Below are 16,983 nucleotides of genomic sequence, written 5' to 3' on the forward strand. Positions count from 1 at the left end.
GGGTCGTGCCTCCATTGTCTTCCCGGTCTGTGTCCATGCTTCGCTGGTGCTCAACGCTGTCTCTCTTTCTGTCTTTGCTGCTGGTGGCTGTGCCTGCGCAGAGTGAGGACGGTGACGGCACACTGAGCCAATTACGATCGGACCTCTCACAGGGCCAGCTGGATGTGTTGTTGCAACGCCAGGATATCGTGCGGCTCCCGGCATCGACCCTCAAACCCTGGATACAACCACAACCCATCGACCGTTTTGCGATCACTGGATTCAATGAAAACGATCACCGTTTTGCGGCGCGGGTGCGGTTGCATTTCCCTGACGGCAACATCAGTTTTCTCCGCCTGGAAGGCACCCCGGCCAAGCCCTACACGGTGACCGATTGGTACGACTATAGCTCCGGGTTGCGACTAACCGCATTACTGGAAGAGAGACGCTGGCTGCAGAGTGAAGACGGCAAGGCGTTTTTGAGTGAGCTGGGGGAGTCTCCGGATGGGCCCAGCGTGGCTACTCTGGCTGAAGGGCGACCGGCCGCACTGAAATTGTGGCTGACCCAATGTCTGGGTAACCCCTGTGAGCGCATTGCTGCTGCCCACCAACTTGAGTCCGAGCAACCGATGATCTGGTTGCTGCGCCGGGCCATTGCCAGTGGCGACACAGATCAGTACCGGCAACAGCATGCTGCGTTGCTGGCTGCGTTGGGCGATGATGCTTACCTGTGGTGGTTGGAAGGGCAGTACGCGCTGGAATACCAACAATGTAGCTGGCTGGTTTCGCCATTGCGCGACGCCTGGCGGCGCCACCAGGACGTGCTGGCGTTGGCAGACGTGGCCCTGCAATGCTCGTTGAGCCACATGCCGGAGCAGACCGCCTTTGGTGTGGCACTGACCCAGCAACTGTCTGTGGATACGATTATGGATTCTGTGGCGGCGTTTTTTGCCGCCCACAACCGCCCGGTGCCGGAAAGTTGGCATCAATGGGCGCTAACCTATTCATTACCGATCCTGCCCGCGGATCAGGAGTAACGCCATGCGCGTATCGGAACTGGCAAAACAGGCGAACACCACCGCAGAAACCGTGCGTCATTACACGGACATCGGTTTGCTGTCTCCTGGTCGCGACAGTCATAACGGATATCGTTATTACGGGGCAGAGGATTTACGGTTGTTGCGATTTGCCCTGAAAGCACGCTCTCTGGGATTCACGCTGGGTGACATTCAATCACTAACCCAAGCCTCCCGCGAAGGGGAGACGCCTTGCGGACAGGTCCGCACCTTGATTGAAAACCGCTTAACGCAGGTGGAGGCTCAAATCGCTGAGCTGCAAGCGCTCAGTTCTCGCATGCGTAACGCCATGAATGAATGGCAGGGCGCGCCGGACTGTCGGTTGGATGATGGCCGGGTATGCGGCCTGATTGATTCGTTTGTGGGCGACGAGCCTAAGCAGCATCAGTAGCGCTGACGGTTAGTATTCGCGCAACGCGTTACTTTATAGAAAAAGGGATTGCCTGCAGCCGATAAATCGTTCGGTTACAGGCTCTCGTCAGATGTGAATCCTACGTCCCCGGCCTTTTCAGACTCTCTTTCTTTTTTCCCGTAACGGCTGAAGCTGACTTGCCCTTGTCGGGTTTTTCGTCAGCTTTGCCGCCTTTCCCCTCCGCCTTGTTGTCTGCTTTGCTCTCCGCTGCCACTTTCTCGGCGGCGGCTTCCGCACGGGCTTCAGCCTTCTTTTCTTCCTTGGCGGCGTCTTCTTTCACCAGGCCAAGAATGTGCCAGCCGGCTTTGGGGTCAGGCTGCTCTTCTGCGGAGAACACGTGAATTCTCTCACGGGCATCGATGGCAAATAGGGGCCAGACCTGGCGACCTGGGGCCTCCTTGTATGCCTGGAAACTGAATTCTTCTGTCAGACGCGTCTTGCGTATTTCCGCGCCCTGGCTAAGCAGGCTGGCCAGCCGGGCATAGGTCATGTCCGGTGCGAACAGCGTGGCACCGCGGTGCTCGGGGGCCACTTCGTGCTTCACTTCCTTTTCCGTTTTCTGGGTGGGCAAGCTGAAGATGTTCTGTTCGCCAAATTCCAGCCGGTAACGCATGGTCGCCATGGTATTAAGCTCACGACGTGGGCTAAGCCCCAGTAGCTTGCCGTATCCCACCAAATCCAGATATTGGTCCGCGTGTTGGGATACCGGGTTGCCATAGAAAGTGCCGAGCCCCTCCATGCGGGCGGAGCGAATGGATTCCCAGCTGGAATCGGTGACCACCACCGGGTATTGGTTTTTCTGCAAGGCCGCGCCAATGGCGCGGGCCACCGGGTTGGCGCCAATAATCAGGAAGCCGCGCGCTGCCGGCTCTGCCACTTTCAGCAGGCGGGCAAGAGGACGCGCCGTAAGGCTCTGCAACGCCACCGTGCCGATAATCACCATGAAGGTGAGAGGTACCAGTTTTTCCGCTCCGGGAACGCCATTTTGCTGCAAGCGTTCGGCAAACAGAGCGGAAATCGCCGCGGCAACAATGCCCCGTGGCGCAATCCAGGCGAGCAAAGACTTTTCTCGCCAGTTTAGCGATGAACCCAGTGTAGAAACCCACACGGACAGGGGGCGGGCGACGAATTGAATGATCGCCAGTACCGCCAGAGCGGTGAGCCCAAGTTGGCTCAATTCGCTCATTTCCAGCCGTGCAGCGAGCACAATAAAGAGGCCGGAAATCAGCATGACGGACAGGTTCTCCTTGAAGTGAAGAATGTCGTCGGTGCGCACCCCTTTGCGGTTGGCGAGCACAATACCGGTAACGGTCACCGCAACCAGCCCGGATTCCTCGCTCAGGCCATTGGCCAGGACAAATTCACCGATGATCGATGACAGCACCAGAAAACTGCGCAGATATTCAGGGATCAAGTGCCGACGCAGTAGTTCCGCCAAACCGAAAGCCACCACAGCGCCAATTGCGGCCCCCACACCAATGGTCTGAATAAATAGCCAGAGCGTGTGCAGTACTGCGCCATCCTGACCGCTTGCCACTACCAACTCATAGGCCAGTACCGCAAAAATCGCGCCGAGCGGGTCAATCACAATCCCTTCCCAGCGAAGCAGGCGCGCTACGCTGCTTACGGGCCGCACGCTGCGAAGTAGGGGAACAATCACGGTGGGCCCGGTAACCACAACCAGGGCGCCAAACAGCAAGGCCAGGCCCAACGGCAGTTTCAATACCCACCAGGCAGAGACAGTAACAATGCTCCATGTGACCAGAGCACCCCAGGTCACCAGTCGGCGGACAGTCTTTTCCAGGCCGCGGATTTCATCGAAGCGCAGCGTCATTGCGCCTTCAAACAGGATAATGGATACCGCCAGCGATACCCCGGGAAGCAGTAAGTCGCCGAACAGCTCCTTGGGTTGCAGTACGTCGAAAAACGGGCCAAGAGCAAGGCCGGTAAGCAACAACGGCAAAATGGCGGGGAGCTTGATTCTCCAAGATAGCCACTGGCAGGCAAACGCAACCACGGTGATGATGGCTAGCTGGAAAGGGACACTTAAATCCATGAAGTTCCTAGGTGATTAGACGAATCCGCATCTGGTGGGCGGCTTATCCGTTGGCCGGCAGATGGGGTTTTGAGAGTGCCGCAGGGCGGAGCAATACGGCTACTGCCATGCTGCCACCAACCAAGGCGCATTATGCATGATTGCCAGTGGCGGTAAACGCGTATTCTGGCAGAGCGCAACAGACTGCCTCCTGCGAGCCGGGTAATAGTCCCAGCCCCTCAATGGCGCCGCAACTCGTTTTTCGTCTGCTCCTTGGCTGCTGATAGTGAATCAGATTCACAAAGCAGCTGAAAGGGGCCGCCTATTGCGGTACCATTCTTTCCAACCGCACCCTCAGGGCTTTGCGTTAGCGCATTCCCGAATCGACTTGTCGTTCCCGATCGTTCTCCATCAGGGCTTGCAAGGTACTCTAAACCGGTACTTTATTTCTGCGCTCTGAACCTGCACCCGGACCGGCATCAGGACTTTTCATGCAAAACCTTTCTCCCGGCCGCCTGGCATTTTTACTCGCCACGCTGGTGGCGCTGGGGCCTTTGGCCATTGATACCTACCTGCCCGCGTTGCTGGCCATGTCCGGCCATTTCTCGGTGGAGATCCATGCGGTTGAAGTGTCAGTCAGTGTGTATGTGTTGGGTGTGGCTGCAGGCCAATGGATAGGTGGTCCATTGTCTGATCAGTTCGGCCGCAAGCCGGTGGCTTATGTGGGCTTGATCCTGTTTATCCTTGGCTGCATGAGCATTCCGTTGTCTTCGAATATCGACATGCTTTATGCGCTGCGGTTTTTGCAGGCCCTGGGCGGGGGCGCCACAGTGGTTATCGCGGCGGCCTCCGTACGGGATCATTTCACCGGCAAGGAAGCGGCCAAGGTGATGACCACCATTGGGTTGGTGATGTTGGTGGCTCCGCTGGTTGCGCCGGCACTTGGTGCGTTGCTCCTCAAATTGTTTGGTTGGCAGAGCATCTTCTACATGTTGGCGGTTTACGGATTCATGCTGTTCGGCATTGTGCGCTTTTTGCTACCCACCGTGCCGGTACAGCCAAGCACTGAGCCCCTGCGCCAGCGTATGTTTCTGGCCTATGGCCGGGTGCTGCGCAACCGCCAGGCCATGGGGTTTATTCTGGCCAATGCCCTGGCGTTTGCCGCCATGTTTACCTTTATTACCGATGCCGCGTTTCTTTACATGGAGTATTTCGGCATCAGTCCGGAGCAATTTCCGCTGTATTTTGGCGCCAACGTGGTAACCATGCTGGGTATGAACCGGTTGAACGTGTTGCTGTTGCGACGCTACACCAGCACCTCGATCATGCAGGTGGCGCTAACCCTGCAGGTAATCGCCTGCGTTGTTTTGTTGGGACTGACTCTCGCCGGGTTGCTAACGCTGTGGATGGTGGTGCCGTTGATCATGGTTGCCGCTGGTATGGTGGCACTGATCATGCCCAACGGCATCGCCAGTTTCCTGGACCTGTTTGAGCGGGACAGCGGTGCGGCGACTGGCTTGAACGGTGCTTTGCAGTTTTTACTCGCCGGCCTTATCGGGGTTGTGTTGGGCATGCTCCACGACGGCAGCACACTACCCATGACCGCCTTGATGGCCGCCAGCAGCGTGGCGGCTTGGGTGGCCTTTTCCCTACTGGCTCGCCGACTGGCCTGAATATTGGCGCCATCACGGCTTGGAGTGAAAAGCGCCGTTATCTTAATTGGGTTTTGTGGTTGCGGGTAATGGGCGCATTGCTGGACGCCCAAGTGCCCGGTGCCTGACGCTAAACGCAACGCGGACTGAAGAGGCCGCATTGCTTCTTACCCGTAAAGCCTGGATTAACAGCCGTTTCGATTATTTTCTTCAAGCACTGGGCATCAGGCGTCAAGCACGCTCCACGGTAACATCGGCTGGAAAACCTCGATGCCTTGCCATTGCCTACATAGTGCCCTGAACCGGTTTTGTCGGCATCAACGGTGGCGCCAGCAGCGCGACTATCGTGACCAGTCCGGCTACGCCCCACGGTAGCAATAACCAGCCACTCAATGGCAGTTGACTGTCAAACAGGCGTGCCCCGAGCGGTATCAGCGCGGCAAGGTGGATCAGGTTGGCCAACAAGGCGGCACCGCCAAACAGATAGAACGCCTGCAGTGCCGCCGTTTTGCGCAGCAAGGCTCGGCGCCCGCCGATAACGATCAATAGCCGGTTATCCCGCCGCAACGCGTCTGTCATCGCCAACAGCGCGGCCATTAATACCAGCAGCGCTGCCAACAACAACAGGACACCCACCACAAAGGCCGCGCGGCTGGCCTGGCTGATAATGTCTTGCAGCGTGGCGAGAATGGCGTTCACGTCGAGCAAGCTGATTTGCGGAAATTGCTGCACTAGCTCCCCCAGTTCCGGCTGCTGATCGGCAGGCAGGAAAAAGCTGGTGATCCAGGTACGACCCTGAGTCTTCAGCGTGTCGGGTGAGAAGATGAAATAAAAATTAGGGGCAAAGCTTTCCCAATCCACTTCGCGCAGCCCCACCACGGTGGCACTGATGGCGGGACCCGCTCCGGTGAACGTGAGCGAGTCCCCGAGCTTCAGACCCAGCGATTGTGCCAGTTTGGTTTCCACGGTGACTTCCTCGGCACCAGTGGCCAGGCGCCCCTCGGTCAGAATGTTGCTGTCCGGCAAGGCATCCGCTTCGGTGAGAGACAGGTCCCGGTTGAGGGCGCGTTCGGCCCGGTCTTCTTCCTTGGTGACGGCGCTGCGCACGGGTTCGTCGTTAATGGCGGTTAGCCGGGCGCGAACCACTGGGTAAAGCGGCTGGGATTCGCTGTTGTGTTCTGAAAGCCAGTTATTGAAAGCATCCAGATCCTGATCGAACAGGTTAATCACGAAATAGTTCGGTGCTTGTTCCGGAAGCGTGGCCCGCCAGTCCCCCAGTAATTCCCGCCCGGTCTGAACCGACAGAGACAGCACGGTCAGGGAAATGATCAGAGCCGCCAGTAAGGGCAGGGTGGTGGCTTTGCGTCGGCTCAGCCGGCGCAGGGCCAGGCGAGCGGGCAGGCTGAGGCGAGTGCTGAAACGGTCCAACAGTAGCACCAACGGCCACAAAATCATGGGTAGCCCCAGCGAGACCGCCAGCGTCAGCAGCAATAGCGGCCACAGAGCCGCCAGCGAACCGGTCATGATTGCGGCTAGCGGAATGGGGGTGAGAATAGCGATAAGCAACACCCGCCGCCCCAAATTGCTGGGTGCTTCACGGCCGCTAAGCAGTGCGGTGGCAGGCAGGGACAGGCTAACCCACAAAGTTGGAGCGGCAAATCCTAGCCAGAGGAGTATCGGCCCCAGCAGCCCCCAGAGAATAGGCGCGACGAAGATCTGTTCAGCGCCGAGCAGGGCAGAGAGCTGCCAGCCCACCAGTATCGCCAGAGCCACACCGGCAACAATCGGCAGCAGCAGCGCCAGCACATCGCCACCCAGTAAGCGACGGATGATTTGCTGCTGTCGGGCGCCTACGGTTTTCATGACGGCACATAATGTCTGCTGTTGCCGCGCCCGGTGACTGGCGGTGAGGTAAATGGCGGCGGCACATAACAGTACCACCAGCATGACGGCCAGTTGTGACCACAGGAACATCTGCTCCACCGGGCCGCGATTTCTCAGATCTGTGGTTGCCACGGTTTCAATGGACTGGTCCGGGCGCAGAGTGTCGCCAAGAGCCTCATCAAGAAGAGTGCGCTGCTCGCTATCTGCCGCGACTAGCAGGTGGTGCCGATAGCGACTGCCGGGGCCGAGCACGCCAGTGCTTTCTAGGTCCGACAGGTGAATAAGGGCGCGGGGATTCATACTGTAGAAACCCGCTTGCTGATCTGGCTCCTGCACCAGCACCTTGTCGATGAGAAAGCTACGCTCCCCAAGGGTAATGAATTCACCTGTTTTTAGGTCCAGCCGGTCCAGAGCCGGGCCGGCCAACCAGACGGTTCCCGATGTGGGGCCATGATCCACGGAATAGGGGTCACTGAAGCGGGAATCACTGACCGATAACTCGCCGTAAAGCGGGTAACCCTTGGACAGCGCACGAATGCTGGCCAGCAGAAACTGGTCTTCATTAATCAGCACACTGGCAAAGCTGGCTGCCTCGGCGTGGGGCAGGTTGGCTACCGCCTGCTGTTGGGGGACTTCCGGAAAGCGGGTGCCTTCCAAAATCCAGTCTGCCCCGAGCGCCACGGCGGTGCGTTGATTAAAGCGCTGATCCACGCTATCGCGCAGAATCAACATGGCCGTCATGGCAAAGGCGGCGACCAGCAATGCCAACGCCTGGACCCGGAACGCGGGGGAGCGCCAGGGTTTAAACACTGAGACGACCCTCCGTGAGGGAGACGGATCGCTTGCAGCGGCCTGCCAGCTGCGGGTCATGGGTAACCAGTACCAACGCGGTTTTTTGCTCCGCGTTTAACGAAAATAACAGGTCGGCCACATGTTCGCCGTTGGCGAAATCCAGGCTGCCGGTGGGCTCATCGGCAAACAGCAGGGCGGGTGACACCACAAAAGCCCGCGCCAGGGCGACACGCTGCTGTTCGCCACCGGAAAGCTGTGCCGGGAAGTGATGTTGCCGGTGCCCCAGACCCACCTGTTCCAGCCAGTGCATGGCTTGCTCGCGACGCTTTTCGCGGTTAAGAATTTCCAGCGGTAGCATGACATTTTCCAACGCGGTGAGATCATTGATTAGCTGGAAATGCTGAAACACGAAACCGCACTGTTCGCCGCGCAGTCGCGCCCGTTCATCCTCATTGGCCTGACTAAACGATGCCCCGTTGAGCTGCACGTCACCGTCAGTGGGTACGTCCAGGCCGGCTAACAGCGATAGCAAGGTGGATTTGCCGGAGCCGGAGGGACCGGTAATCGCCAGGCTGTCACCGGCATTCACTTCAAGCGTGATATCCTGCAGCAAATCGAGCCCGCCCTCCGGGCCTTGAACGCGCTTACTGATATTGTGGGCAAGCAAAACGGGAGACGCTGTATTCATGGCAAGATATCTTCTACTGATTCAATTGTTGTGCCTGACGGTATCGGTTCACGCCAGCGGTGTGCTGATACTGGGCGATAGTATCAGTGCTGCCTATGGGATTGAAAAGTCAGCCGGTTGGGTTGCTCTTATGGACCAGCAGCTGCAAGAAAGGTGCCCAGATTATCCTGTCATCAATGCATCGGTGAGTGGCGAAACCACGGCTGGAGGCAAAGAACGGTTGTCGGCCCTGTTGTCACGGCACCAGCCGGATCTGGTGGTGATTGAGCTGGGCGGTAACGATGGCCTGCGCGGGCTGTCGCCCATGGCCATGGCGAGCAATATTGAGCAAATGGTCACGTTGTCCCGTGAGGCAGAGGCCGACGCCGTTCTGCTGGGCATGCGTATTCCTCCTAATTACGGGCAGCAGTACACGGCGTTGTTTGAACAACAATTTCGTGATGTGGCGCAATCCTCCAATGTGCCTTGGGTGCCGTTTTTCCTGGATGGCGTGATTGAACAAGGCTGGGTGCAGGATGATGGCATTCACCCCACCATCGAGGCCCAGCCACTATTATTGAAAGCCGCGCTGTCAGTGATTGAGCCGCAACTGCCTGAGCATTGCCAAACCAGAAGCCATCAGTGAACAAAACCGAGTGAGCCCCATGTTTGATTTAGGTCCGTCGTGGCAAGAAATACTGGATTACTGGTTTAAGGATGGCATGGCGCTGGGCTGGCCATCGGGCAATATGGCCAAACAATGGTTTGCGGCTACGGCTGGAGACGATGCCGATATCGAGCATCGCTTTGGTGTGCTGGTGGAAGCGGCGCTTCGCCAAGAGATGGTGGACTGGGAGAGAAATCCTCAGGGACGGCTGGCGTTGATTTTGTTGCTGGACCAATTTACCCGCAACATCTATCGCGGTCAGGCCCAGGCTTTCAGTGGTGATCATCGGGCCGCCACGCTGGCCATCGAAGGGCTGTCACGGCAGATGCACAGCAAGCTGCCGCTGTGCGGGCAGGTTTTCTTTGTCATGCCGCTAATGCATGCCGAGGACGAGGAATTGCAACAGCAATGCCTGTCTGCGCTGGAAGTGATTAAAACCGAGGCACCGGAAACATTGGCAGGCCATGTGGACAGTTCGCTGAAATCTGCGCGGGAGCACCAGCAGATCATTCAGCAATTCGGTCGCTTTCCTCATCGCAATCGCGCACTGGGTCGGGACAGCACCGCGCAAGAGCTTGGTTTCCTGGAAAACAGCTCCGGGTTCGGACAGTAATCAGGTTAGCTCTGTAGTAGAAGGGCGCGTTACGTGGACTTGCGGCGGATGTAGAGCGTCTTGTTGACCACCGCAACGCGGTTGCCATTGCCATCCACGATTTCAACTGGCCAGCTTGGCAGGTATTTTTCACCCCCATCGGTGTTCGCGCGGATATCGTCGAGCATGGCATCGGTGAGCAGAAAATGGGCGAAGACCCGGCCCTTGCCGGGGCGGACAAATTCGATATCCGCCGCCTTGTCCCACACCACGTAGTCGCGACCAAGCACGGTCATCACCATCAGCATGTAGAACGGGTCCACCATGGAGTAGAGGCTGCCACCAAAATGGGTGCCTACATAGTTCCGGTTGTACCAGTGCAGCCCCATGGAGACATTCAGTTCGCGGAAGTCTTCTGCCAGATAGTCAACACGAACCCCGGCGCCCAGATAGGGGCCGTACAAGTTCAGGAACCACTGCAGACCCTTGGGCGAACGCGTAAAGCGCGAAAGCAGGTTACGCATTGCCGGGTTCCAGCACGGCAATGGCACTATCCATGCGCGCCTTTACTGCAGCGGACACCGGGGCTTTCTGTTCCCCGATAAGTCGCTGCATTTCTTCACGTGCATCAAATTGTTGCCGCTTCATGGCACTGGGCAACTGCTCCAGCTGCCACTGCAGGCGGCGTTGGCGCTCAGGTTCCGGACTGGGCACTCCCGCCAGGGCTTCAAACGCCACCGCCAGGGTCAGGGCCGCATCCGCTTGCGTATCACTTTCTTTCTCTGCGGTGGCCCCAGTGCTTTCCGGCAGGGCGGCGACGGCATCGCGAAGCTGCTGCCACTGCTGCCAACGGCTGAGTTGTTGAAGGCGCTCACTGGCCCTCCGCTTTAATTGTTGCGCTTTACGCATCAGTGGCTGAGGAGGGTTGCCAGCAAGGTGCTCGTCCACGGCGGACGCCGCGCTACGCAGGCTACTGGCGGTGTCATTGCTGAACGGCTTCGCCAGGGATTCTTCCAGCGCATCGATGTGCGTCGCCAGTACATCGCTGGCCTGCTCCTGTTGCTCGCGCCGGGCTGCCATCTCCCGGTTGCGGGCATCGAACAGGGCATCCATGATTTTCCGAAATGGCTTCTGCAGCGCTCGGTGCTGACCGGGCGGCAGCCATGCTGATTGCCGCCAGCGCTTCTGGATGGCTTGGGCTTCGCGCGTGGCGTGCTGGGCATCATCAAGCTCCGTTAATGCACGGGCCTGATCCAGCAACTGCTTACGCTCGCCCTCGGCTTTTTCGATGTAGCCACTGAGTTGCTCGTCGAGCTGAGTGAGCAGGGAGGAAAAATGCTTCTGCACCTCCCGGGCGTCAGTGAACCGGATCGGGTGCAGGGCTTTCCAGTCTTTCGGCGCCTGTTGGCGAATCTGCCAGACACCATGCCAGTCAGCGGTTTCCCAGTTCTGAGCAGTAATAAAACCTTCCAGTTGCTCGCACAGCGCTCGACGTTTTTCCAGGTTGCGAGCTTTAGTTGCGTCCAGTTCGGCAAAGTGGGCACGGCAAGGCTGGTAGGCCTGATCTGACGCTTCTTTAAAACGTGCCCATAAGGCCTGGTCTTCGCCCTGATCCGAGCTCATCAGCGCGCGCCACTCGTCATGAAGCGCCTGAATAGCCGTGGCCAGCTCCGGTGCATCCATGGTGGCGCCGTTAAGCGCTTCCATGCTTTCGCACAGGGTGATTTTTTTCGGTTCGGCGGCAAAACGGTGCCAGTCTTGCAGCTCTGCACGGCGCGGAGCGAGCTTGGCCAGTTCTGCATCGAGCAGGCGATCACCGTGGTTTTCGATAATGGCCTGGGCCTTGTGCCAGAGGCGGTTCGCATGGCGTAGATTGCCTTGGCGCAGCTCCCGTTTCAGGGCGACCAGCAGACCCCGGTGAGGTTGCGCAGGTCGGGGTTGTGCTGGAGCTTGCGCATCGGCGGCTTCGGCTTTAAGGGTGCGTAGCGCCAGCAATGCCGATGGGGGCTGATACTCGCCGGGCCAACGGCCGGACAGTTCGGTCAGGGCATCCGGTGAGTCTGTCGCATTGATATCCGCAGCCAGTGTGAGCAGCTGCTCAAATGCGGCCACCAGATCAGTAAAGGCCAGCCGGTCCTCATCAAGGGCTTGGGACTGCTCGTTGGCACTGTCCCAGCGGCGCTGCTGGGTGGCCAATGCGGAGCGCATTTCGCCCAACTGATGGTCCCAGGTTTCGGGTGTCGCTTGGCTTAAAAGCTGGAACAGGCTGTGCGCAGCCGCTTCCCGTTCGGCTTTGGCGGTTTCTGCCAGGGCTTGCTGACGAGTCTGCTCCTGCAGCTCGGTGAGTTGATTGCGACACTGATGCAGCGCTTGCTGAACCCGGGAGGCCAGGTCCGGGGTGGCTTGAAGTGTGAGCTGCTGCCATTGCTGCTCCAGCTGTTCCAGCTGGGGTCCGTAAAGGGCATCCACACGGCGGCGGGCATGCTGTTCGAGCCGGTCAGCAAGGTGATAGACCTTGGCGGTTTCCCGTTCGCTCTGTTGCTGCTGCTGTTGAAGCACCCGGGCCTGGTCACGCGCCAAGCGGGTGACGCGCTTGTCGCGACCTTCCTTGCTGAGGCGCTTCAGCAGAGAGAGCGAAGCAATGTTCTGTACCGAGGCAACACGCAATGCTTCGCTAGGCGCATCCAGCGCCAACTGATAAAGCACGCCTTCGTCTTTCAGGCGTTCAATGGCCGCCATACGGCTGTGCATGTCGGGGCTTTGACTGGCCACATGGGCAAGCACGTCTTCGTTGCCGGTAAGGCGGATCAGTCGCAGGCGGGTGTCACTGTTGGGGGCGTCGTCGGTGGTGCCGGCCAGCAGGGCCATGATGCGCACGGAAGCGGCTTCGCGGACGGAAGGAGCTTCGTCACGCTGGTGCACTTCGTCTAGCGCGGCAAAGTCCGTGAGTCGCCCAGTGGCAGCAGCACGAACCAGCGCACTGGCATCACCCCGTGCCAGCTGATTCAGAAGGATTGCGTCGTCGCAGAGGCTCAGTTGCTCAATGGCTTTGAGCCGGATATCAGGGTTAGCGTGTTGCCAGCGGGGTTTCAGGAATCGGCCAAACATAACAAGTCTCAAAAATGCGCCAAATGCCTGACGCTTGAGGCGCGACGCCCTAATGGTGCTTGTGTCAGGCGTCCGGCGTTAGGCGTCCGGCGTTTTTATTGTCTAGTAATGCATCCTTGTCAGCCCAGAGTTCACCAATCCATTGCTGAAAACGAGCGCGGAATTCCGCGTCATCTTCATAGTTACCCTCTGAGGCCCAGGCAGGAATAACACGTTGCTGCACAACGATTTCCACCTCGTTCATGGCGCCACCAAGAAAGGCGATCAGCGAGCGAGGCGTGCCCGGGGGATAGATAATGGTCACATCAAGCAGATTTCGCAAATGCCCGGACATGGCATTCAGGGTAAAGGCAGCGCCGCCGGCCTTGGGTTTCAGCAGGTGGCGATACGGCGAGCCTTGTTCGGCGTGCTTTTGCGCGTCAAAACGGGTGCCTTCAAAGAAATTCATCACCGAGGTCGGAAAATAGGCGAATTTTTCACAGGCTTTGCGGGTGGTTTCCAGATCCTTGCCTTTGAGTGATGGATTTTTCTCCAGTTCGGCTTTGGTGTAACGCTTCATGAAGGGGAAATCCAGTGCCCACCAGGCCAGCCCCAGTAACGGAACCTTGATCAGTTCCTGTTTCAGGAAAAATTTCAGGAAAGGGATGCGACGATTGGAAATGCGCTGCAACACCAGGATGTCAGCCCAGGACTGGTGATTACAGGTGACCAAATACCACTGATCCTTGCTCAGAGTCTCCATGCCACTGATTCGCCATTTGATCTGACTGAACAGGGCAATAATGGCGTTGTTGTTGCCAATCCAGGTTTCTGCAATGGTCACGAGAATGCGTGACAGAAGGACTTGTGCCTTCTCAAAGCGAAGCACGAGCCGCAGCAGGGCGAAAGCGTAAAGGGGCAAGCAGAGGAGCAGGGTGTTAATCAGCATGCCTATCAGGGCAAGGAAGCCCCGGATCTTGTGCCAGATGGTCATAGTGCGATTCGTTCAGTTAACGTAAACGGGCATGCTACCCAATGGTAAACGCCTTGTCCCGTGTCCGTTTCGGTCAAAGAGCCGTTTGTCATCACAGGATTCCGCAAATGATTTCATGCCGCTATGCTGCAGGGATGCGCACTGTGGAACAACGTTTACTGGTCTTAATGCTTGTGTGTTCGGTATCCGGACTGCTGCTGCCGGATTACGCCCAGGGCGCCCCGGAAATTTCCAGTGAAAATGGCCTGGCGCCGAATGGGACGGTTTCCAGCGCGCAAGGGGCCGCCGTCACTGATAACACCCTCGACACAGACCTCGAAGGGCCGAGCAGGCCGTTTCACCCAAACCCTTGTGGGCATCTTTCCGGTGAGGCTGGATGGGTAGACAGGACCCATGACTGGATGTCCAGGACCGTTTGTGGCCCCACCCGCTGGGTCGATGGCTTCTTTATCGGCCCCAATGAGATTGATACAGAACAACCCGGCACCCAGCTTCGCATTATCGGCGCCAGCCGCTGGCAAGATAACGACGACGACGGCAGCGAGGTGAAGGTGCGCGCCAGAGTCGAGCTACCTAATGCACAGGAGCGGCTGAGCCTGCTCTTTCAGAATGACGATGATGTTGATGACGAGCTGCGTAATGATCTGGATAGCCGCCCGGAAGATGTGGGCAATGATTCGGGTGGTTTTCGCACCGCGTTGCGGTGGGTGACCAAAATGCCAGACCGCATGAATCTGGACCTGGATGCCGGCCTGCGCTCTGAGCTTACGACCTTTCTGCGTGCCCGCTATCGCTGGTATACGCCCTTGCCGGGAGGCAAAACCTATTTCCGGTTTACTCAGAAAGGCTACTGGGAAGACCCGGAAGGCTTTGGAATCAACTCCTTGTTTGAGCTGGATCGCCCGCTAACACAACTATCGACTATCCGTTTCAGCAGTGAATACGAGCTGACCGAAGAGAATAATGCGTTGAACCGGGACTGGTATTTCAACCAGACAGTCAGCCTCTATACCCGCCTGGGAAAACAATCCGGGATAGGCTATTCGGTCGGCTTTGATGGCTTTACCGACCCTGTTGCGTCCATCGAAACCTGGCGCACCAGTGTGCGTTTTCGGCGCAGCGTGTGGCGCCCCTGGTTTTTTTATGAAATCGAACCCTATGTGTTCTGGCCCCGTTCGCTGGGCTACGAGGGTATTACCGGGATTGTATTGAGGCTGGAGGTTCAGGCCGGTTTACCGGTGTGGGAATACCCGGACTAAGAGGCACAACGGGGAGGGAGGTGCTCTTTTGAGGCGCAATGGGGAGAGTAAAGACGTGCAGCCCGGGTTGGCCCGGGCCGCACTGGACTGGCCTAGTTAGCCCAACCACCTCGCTGGCGACGGCCGGAACGTGACCGCATTAGCACACCGGCAATCAGGCCGATCACAAGAATGCCCACACCAGTGATCCACTGTTGCGACGTGTTGTTGCCTCGCAGCATCACGTTTTCACCTTTCACCTGATCCAGCTCGGAGCGCAGCAGGCTCAACTCTTCGTTGAGGCGACGGTTAGCCTGGTCCAGGCGAATCGGGTCGGACGCCACTTCCTGTAGCTGTTCCAGCTCATTGCTGCGTGAGCTCAGGGAATTCTTCAATTCGCTGGACTGCTCGGACAGGGCATCGCGCTGGCCTTTGGTCTCAGCGAGCTGGGCGCGTAATTTTGCCACTTCCGCCTTGGCCTGTTCGCTGGCCTGAGTGGCGCGCTCCAGACGAATCTCGGCGGTGGGGGTCTGGCTCAGGTATTGCTTGCCGATGTAGCCCTCGGTGTCGCCATGGCGAATTTTCGCCCAATCACCCTCGAAACCGAGAAACTCGATACGGGTGCCACTTTTTATCCCACGGTGGAGAATGCGCCCACTGGGATTGGCGGCAGCACGAATGGGCACATAAATACTGTCATCCACCCATGCCGCAGCGGCGAGGGCAGTACTGGATGCGCTCAGCAATGCCAGCACACAAAATAATCTAGCGAGCATCAGTCACTCCTTGAAGTCAGGCCGCGCAGTCTAAAGAAGTCATGCAGGTAGGGGCGCTACCATAGTCACATTTCGCCGCGCAGGCCGTGGTGTCTTTGTAAAAAATGGCAAATTGCCATGATGGCCGCCTGCTGCGGCCGCAGTCTTCAGGGCAATACGCGCTTGAAGGGTTTTACCGTAACGTTGGCGCACACGCCCGCGTCCATGTACGGGTCCGCATCCGCCCAAGCCTGGGCGTCAGCCAAGGAGTCAAATTCGGCAACGATCAGTGAGCCGGTAAAGCCGGCGGGGCCTGGGTCATCGCTATCGATGGCAGGGTGCGGGCCTGCCAGCTGCAGGCGCCCCTGATCACGGAGGGCTTCCAGTCGTGCCAGGTGCTCGTGGCGAGCCTGTTTGCGTAACGGCAGAGAGTCGGGAACGTCTTCACTGATGATCGCGTACAGCATGGTCATCCTTTTTTTCGTTGTCAGAGGGGGCATTTTCAGTGCTGGAGTCAGTCGACTCGTTGGCGCTGTCCTGCTTCATGATGCGCTTACGATCTTCCTCAGACATTTTCTTAAAAACATACGCGAAGACGCTGATATAAAAGATCATTTGCAAGGCGGTAAAGCCGAATAGCTTGAAATTCACCCAGAAGTCGGTGCTGAAATTGAACGCGATATAGAGATTGAGTGCGCCAATGAAAGCAAAATAAAGAACGAAGGCGATATTCAGCAGCGTCCAGTCACGGCGCGACAGCGCCACCACAAATCCAAAACCGGACACCATCAGCGACTCGCACAAGCGCTGCAGCAAGTTACGCTCGCGGACAAAGTGACCAAGCAGAAGGACGCCGCCCAGCGTGAAGCTGATGATGGAAGGGCGCCATTTGATAAAGACATCGTTCTGGAAGAACAGGGTCATGGAGCCGAAGATCAGGGTGATCACAAAGACGATCAGGTGCATTTTTTGCACTTTGCGCCAGATCAGCCACCCCAGTGTAACTTGGGCAGTGGTGGCAATCAGGATGCCCCAGGTGGCCAGCATAATGTCCCGGCCACCGAGAAAATAGAGACCGAAAAACACAATTACCGGAAGGTAATCAAATAGTTGCTTCATTTGCAGCGCCTTATCCCGTGCCGGGCTGGTAGCC

Annotated in this window: 15 protein-coding genes; 6 read left to right on the forward strand and 9 right to left on the reverse strand. The window is 57.9% G+C overall.

Annotated elements, in window-relative coordinates; all coding sequences use genetic code 11:
- Nucleotides 1-35 precede the first annotated feature (35 nt).
- Both ABNH18_RS06355 and ABNH18_RS06360 read left to right on the forward strand, forming a co-directional pair.
- On the forward strand, nt 36-1,016 hold the full coding sequence (locus ABNH18_RS06355) for a hypothetical protein (RefSeq protein ID WP_349382003.1): 981 nt from the start codon (nt 36-38) through the stop codon (nt 1,014-1,016).
- 4 nt (nt 1,017-1,020) lie between these two features.
- On the forward strand, nt 1,021-1,446 hold the full coding sequence (locus ABNH18_RS06360) for a MerR family transcriptional regulator (protein WP_349382004.1): 426 nt from the start codon (nt 1,021-1,023) through the stop codon (nt 1,444-1,446).
- 100 nt (nt 1,447-1,546) lie between these two features.
- Here ABNH18_RS06360 and ABNH18_RS06365 read toward each other — a convergent pair whose 3' ends face one another.
- A complete protein-coding gene (locus ABNH18_RS06365) occupies nt 1,547-3,523 on the reverse strand; it encodes a cation:proton antiporter (RefSeq protein ID WP_349382005.1) in 1,977 nt (658 codons plus the stop codon).
- Between the two features lie 470 nt (nt 3,524-3,993).
- Here ABNH18_RS06365 and ABNH18_RS06370 point away from each other — a divergent pair, with 470 nt between their 5' ends.
- Nucleotides 3,994-5,175, forward strand: coding sequence for a multidrug effflux MFS transporter (locus ABNH18_RS06370; protein WP_349382006.1), 1,182 nt, complete (start codon nt 3,994-3,996; stop codon nt 5,173-5,175).
- A gap of 264 nt (nt 5,176-5,439) precedes the next feature.
- Here ABNH18_RS06370 and ABNH18_RS06375 read toward each other — a convergent pair whose 3' ends face one another.
- Together ABNH18_RS06375 and ABNH18_RS06380 are read right to left on the reverse strand one after the other, a co-directional pair.
- The gene (locus ABNH18_RS06375) at nt 5,440-7,848 is read right to left on the reverse strand and encodes an ABC transporter permease (protein ID WP_349382007.1); all 2,409 of its coding nucleotides are present in this window, start codon (nt 7,846-7,848) and stop codon (nt 5,440-5,442) included.
- A complete protein-coding gene (locus ABNH18_RS06380; RefSeq protein ID WP_349382008.1) occupies nt 7,841-8,518 on the reverse strand; it encodes an ABC transporter ATP-binding protein in 678 nt (225 codons plus the stop codon). The genes ABNH18_RS06375 and ABNH18_RS06380 overlap by 8 nt, the downstream gene beginning before the upstream one ends.
- On the opposite strand from ABNH18_RS06380, the gene ABNH18_RS06385 reads away from it, so the two are divergent.
- Complete coding sequence (locus tag ABNH18_RS06385; RefSeq protein ID WP_349382009.1) at nt 8,517-9,143, forward strand: arylesterase; 627 nt, start codon at nt 8,517-8,519, stop codon at nt 9,141-9,143. The genes ABNH18_RS06380 and ABNH18_RS06385 overlap by 2 nt on opposite strands.
- Nucleotides 9,144-9,162: 19 nt before the next feature.
- Nucleotides 9,163-9,777, forward strand: a complete 615-nt coding sequence (locus ABNH18_RS06390) for a DUF924 family protein (protein WP_349382010.1) — start codon at nt 9,163-9,165, stop codon at nt 9,775-9,777.
- Nucleotides 9,778-9,806: 29 nt separating this feature from the next.
- On the opposite strand, the gene ABNH18_RS06395 is transcribed toward ABNH18_RS06390, so the two are convergent.
- From ABNH18_RS06395 to yihG, 3 genes are all read right to left on the reverse strand, one after another.
- Entirely contained in the window at nt 9,807-10,280 is a 474-nt protein-coding gene (locus tag ABNH18_RS06395) for a DUF4442 domain-containing protein (protein WP_349382011.1), read from the reverse strand.
- Entirely contained in the window at nt 10,273-12,864 is a 2,592-nt protein-coding gene (locus ABNH18_RS06400) for a DUF349 domain-containing protein (protein ID WP_349382012.1), read from the reverse strand. The genes ABNH18_RS06395 and ABNH18_RS06400 overlap by 8 nt, the downstream gene beginning before the upstream one ends.
- Nucleotides 12,865-12,928: 64 nt before the next feature.
- On the reverse strand, nt 12,929-13,837 hold the full coding sequence (yihG, locus tag ABNH18_RS06405) for a 1-acylglycerol-3-phosphate O-acyltransferase, YihG family (protein WP_349382013.1): 909 nt from the start codon (nt 13,835-13,837) through the stop codon (nt 12,929-12,931).
- A 401-nt stretch (nt 13,838-14,238) separates the two neighbouring features.
- Between yihG and ABNH18_RS06410 the strand changes: the two genes are divergently transcribed.
- The gene (locus ABNH18_RS06410) at nt 14,239-15,096 is read left to right on the forward strand and encodes a hypothetical protein (protein WP_349382014.1); all 858 of its coding nucleotides are present in this window, start codon (nt 14,239-14,241) and stop codon (nt 15,094-15,096) included.
- 92 nt (nt 15,097-15,188) lie between these two features.
- Here the strand turns inward: ABNH18_RS06410 and ABNH18_RS06415 are convergent, their stop codons facing one another.
- The 3 genes from ABNH18_RS06415 to ABNH18_RS06425 all read right to left on the reverse strand — a co-directional run bounded on the left by ABNH18_RS06415 (nt 15,189) and on the right by ABNH18_RS06425 (nt 16,949).
- Nucleotides 15,189-15,851, reverse strand: a complete 663-nt coding sequence (locus tag ABNH18_RS06415; RefSeq protein WP_349382015.1) for a TIGR04211 family SH3 domain-containing protein — start codon at nt 15,849-15,851, stop codon at nt 15,189-15,191.
- A gap of 146 nt (nt 15,852-15,997) precedes the next feature.
- Nucleotides 15,998-16,297: a YciI family protein gene (locus tag ABNH18_RS06420; RefSeq protein ID WP_349382034.1), complete on the reverse strand. Its 300-nt coding sequence runs from the start codon at nt 16,295-16,297 to the stop codon at nt 15,998-16,000.
- Nucleotides 16,275-16,949 carry an inner membrane-spanning protein YciB gene (locus ABNH18_RS06425; protein ID WP_349382016.1) on the reverse strand — a complete coding sequence of 225 codons (675 nt, stop codon included), beginning with the start codon at nt 16,947-16,949 and terminating at the stop codon, nt 16,275-16,277. The genes ABNH18_RS06420 and ABNH18_RS06425 overlap by 23 nt, the downstream gene beginning before the upstream one ends.
- Nucleotides 16,950-16,983: the final 34 nt, after the last annotated feature.

Source organism: Alcanivorax sp. (assembly GCF_040118815.1).
Classification (GTDB): Bacteria; Pseudomonadota; Gammaproteobacteria; order Pseudomonadales; family Alcanivoracaceae; genus Alcanivorax.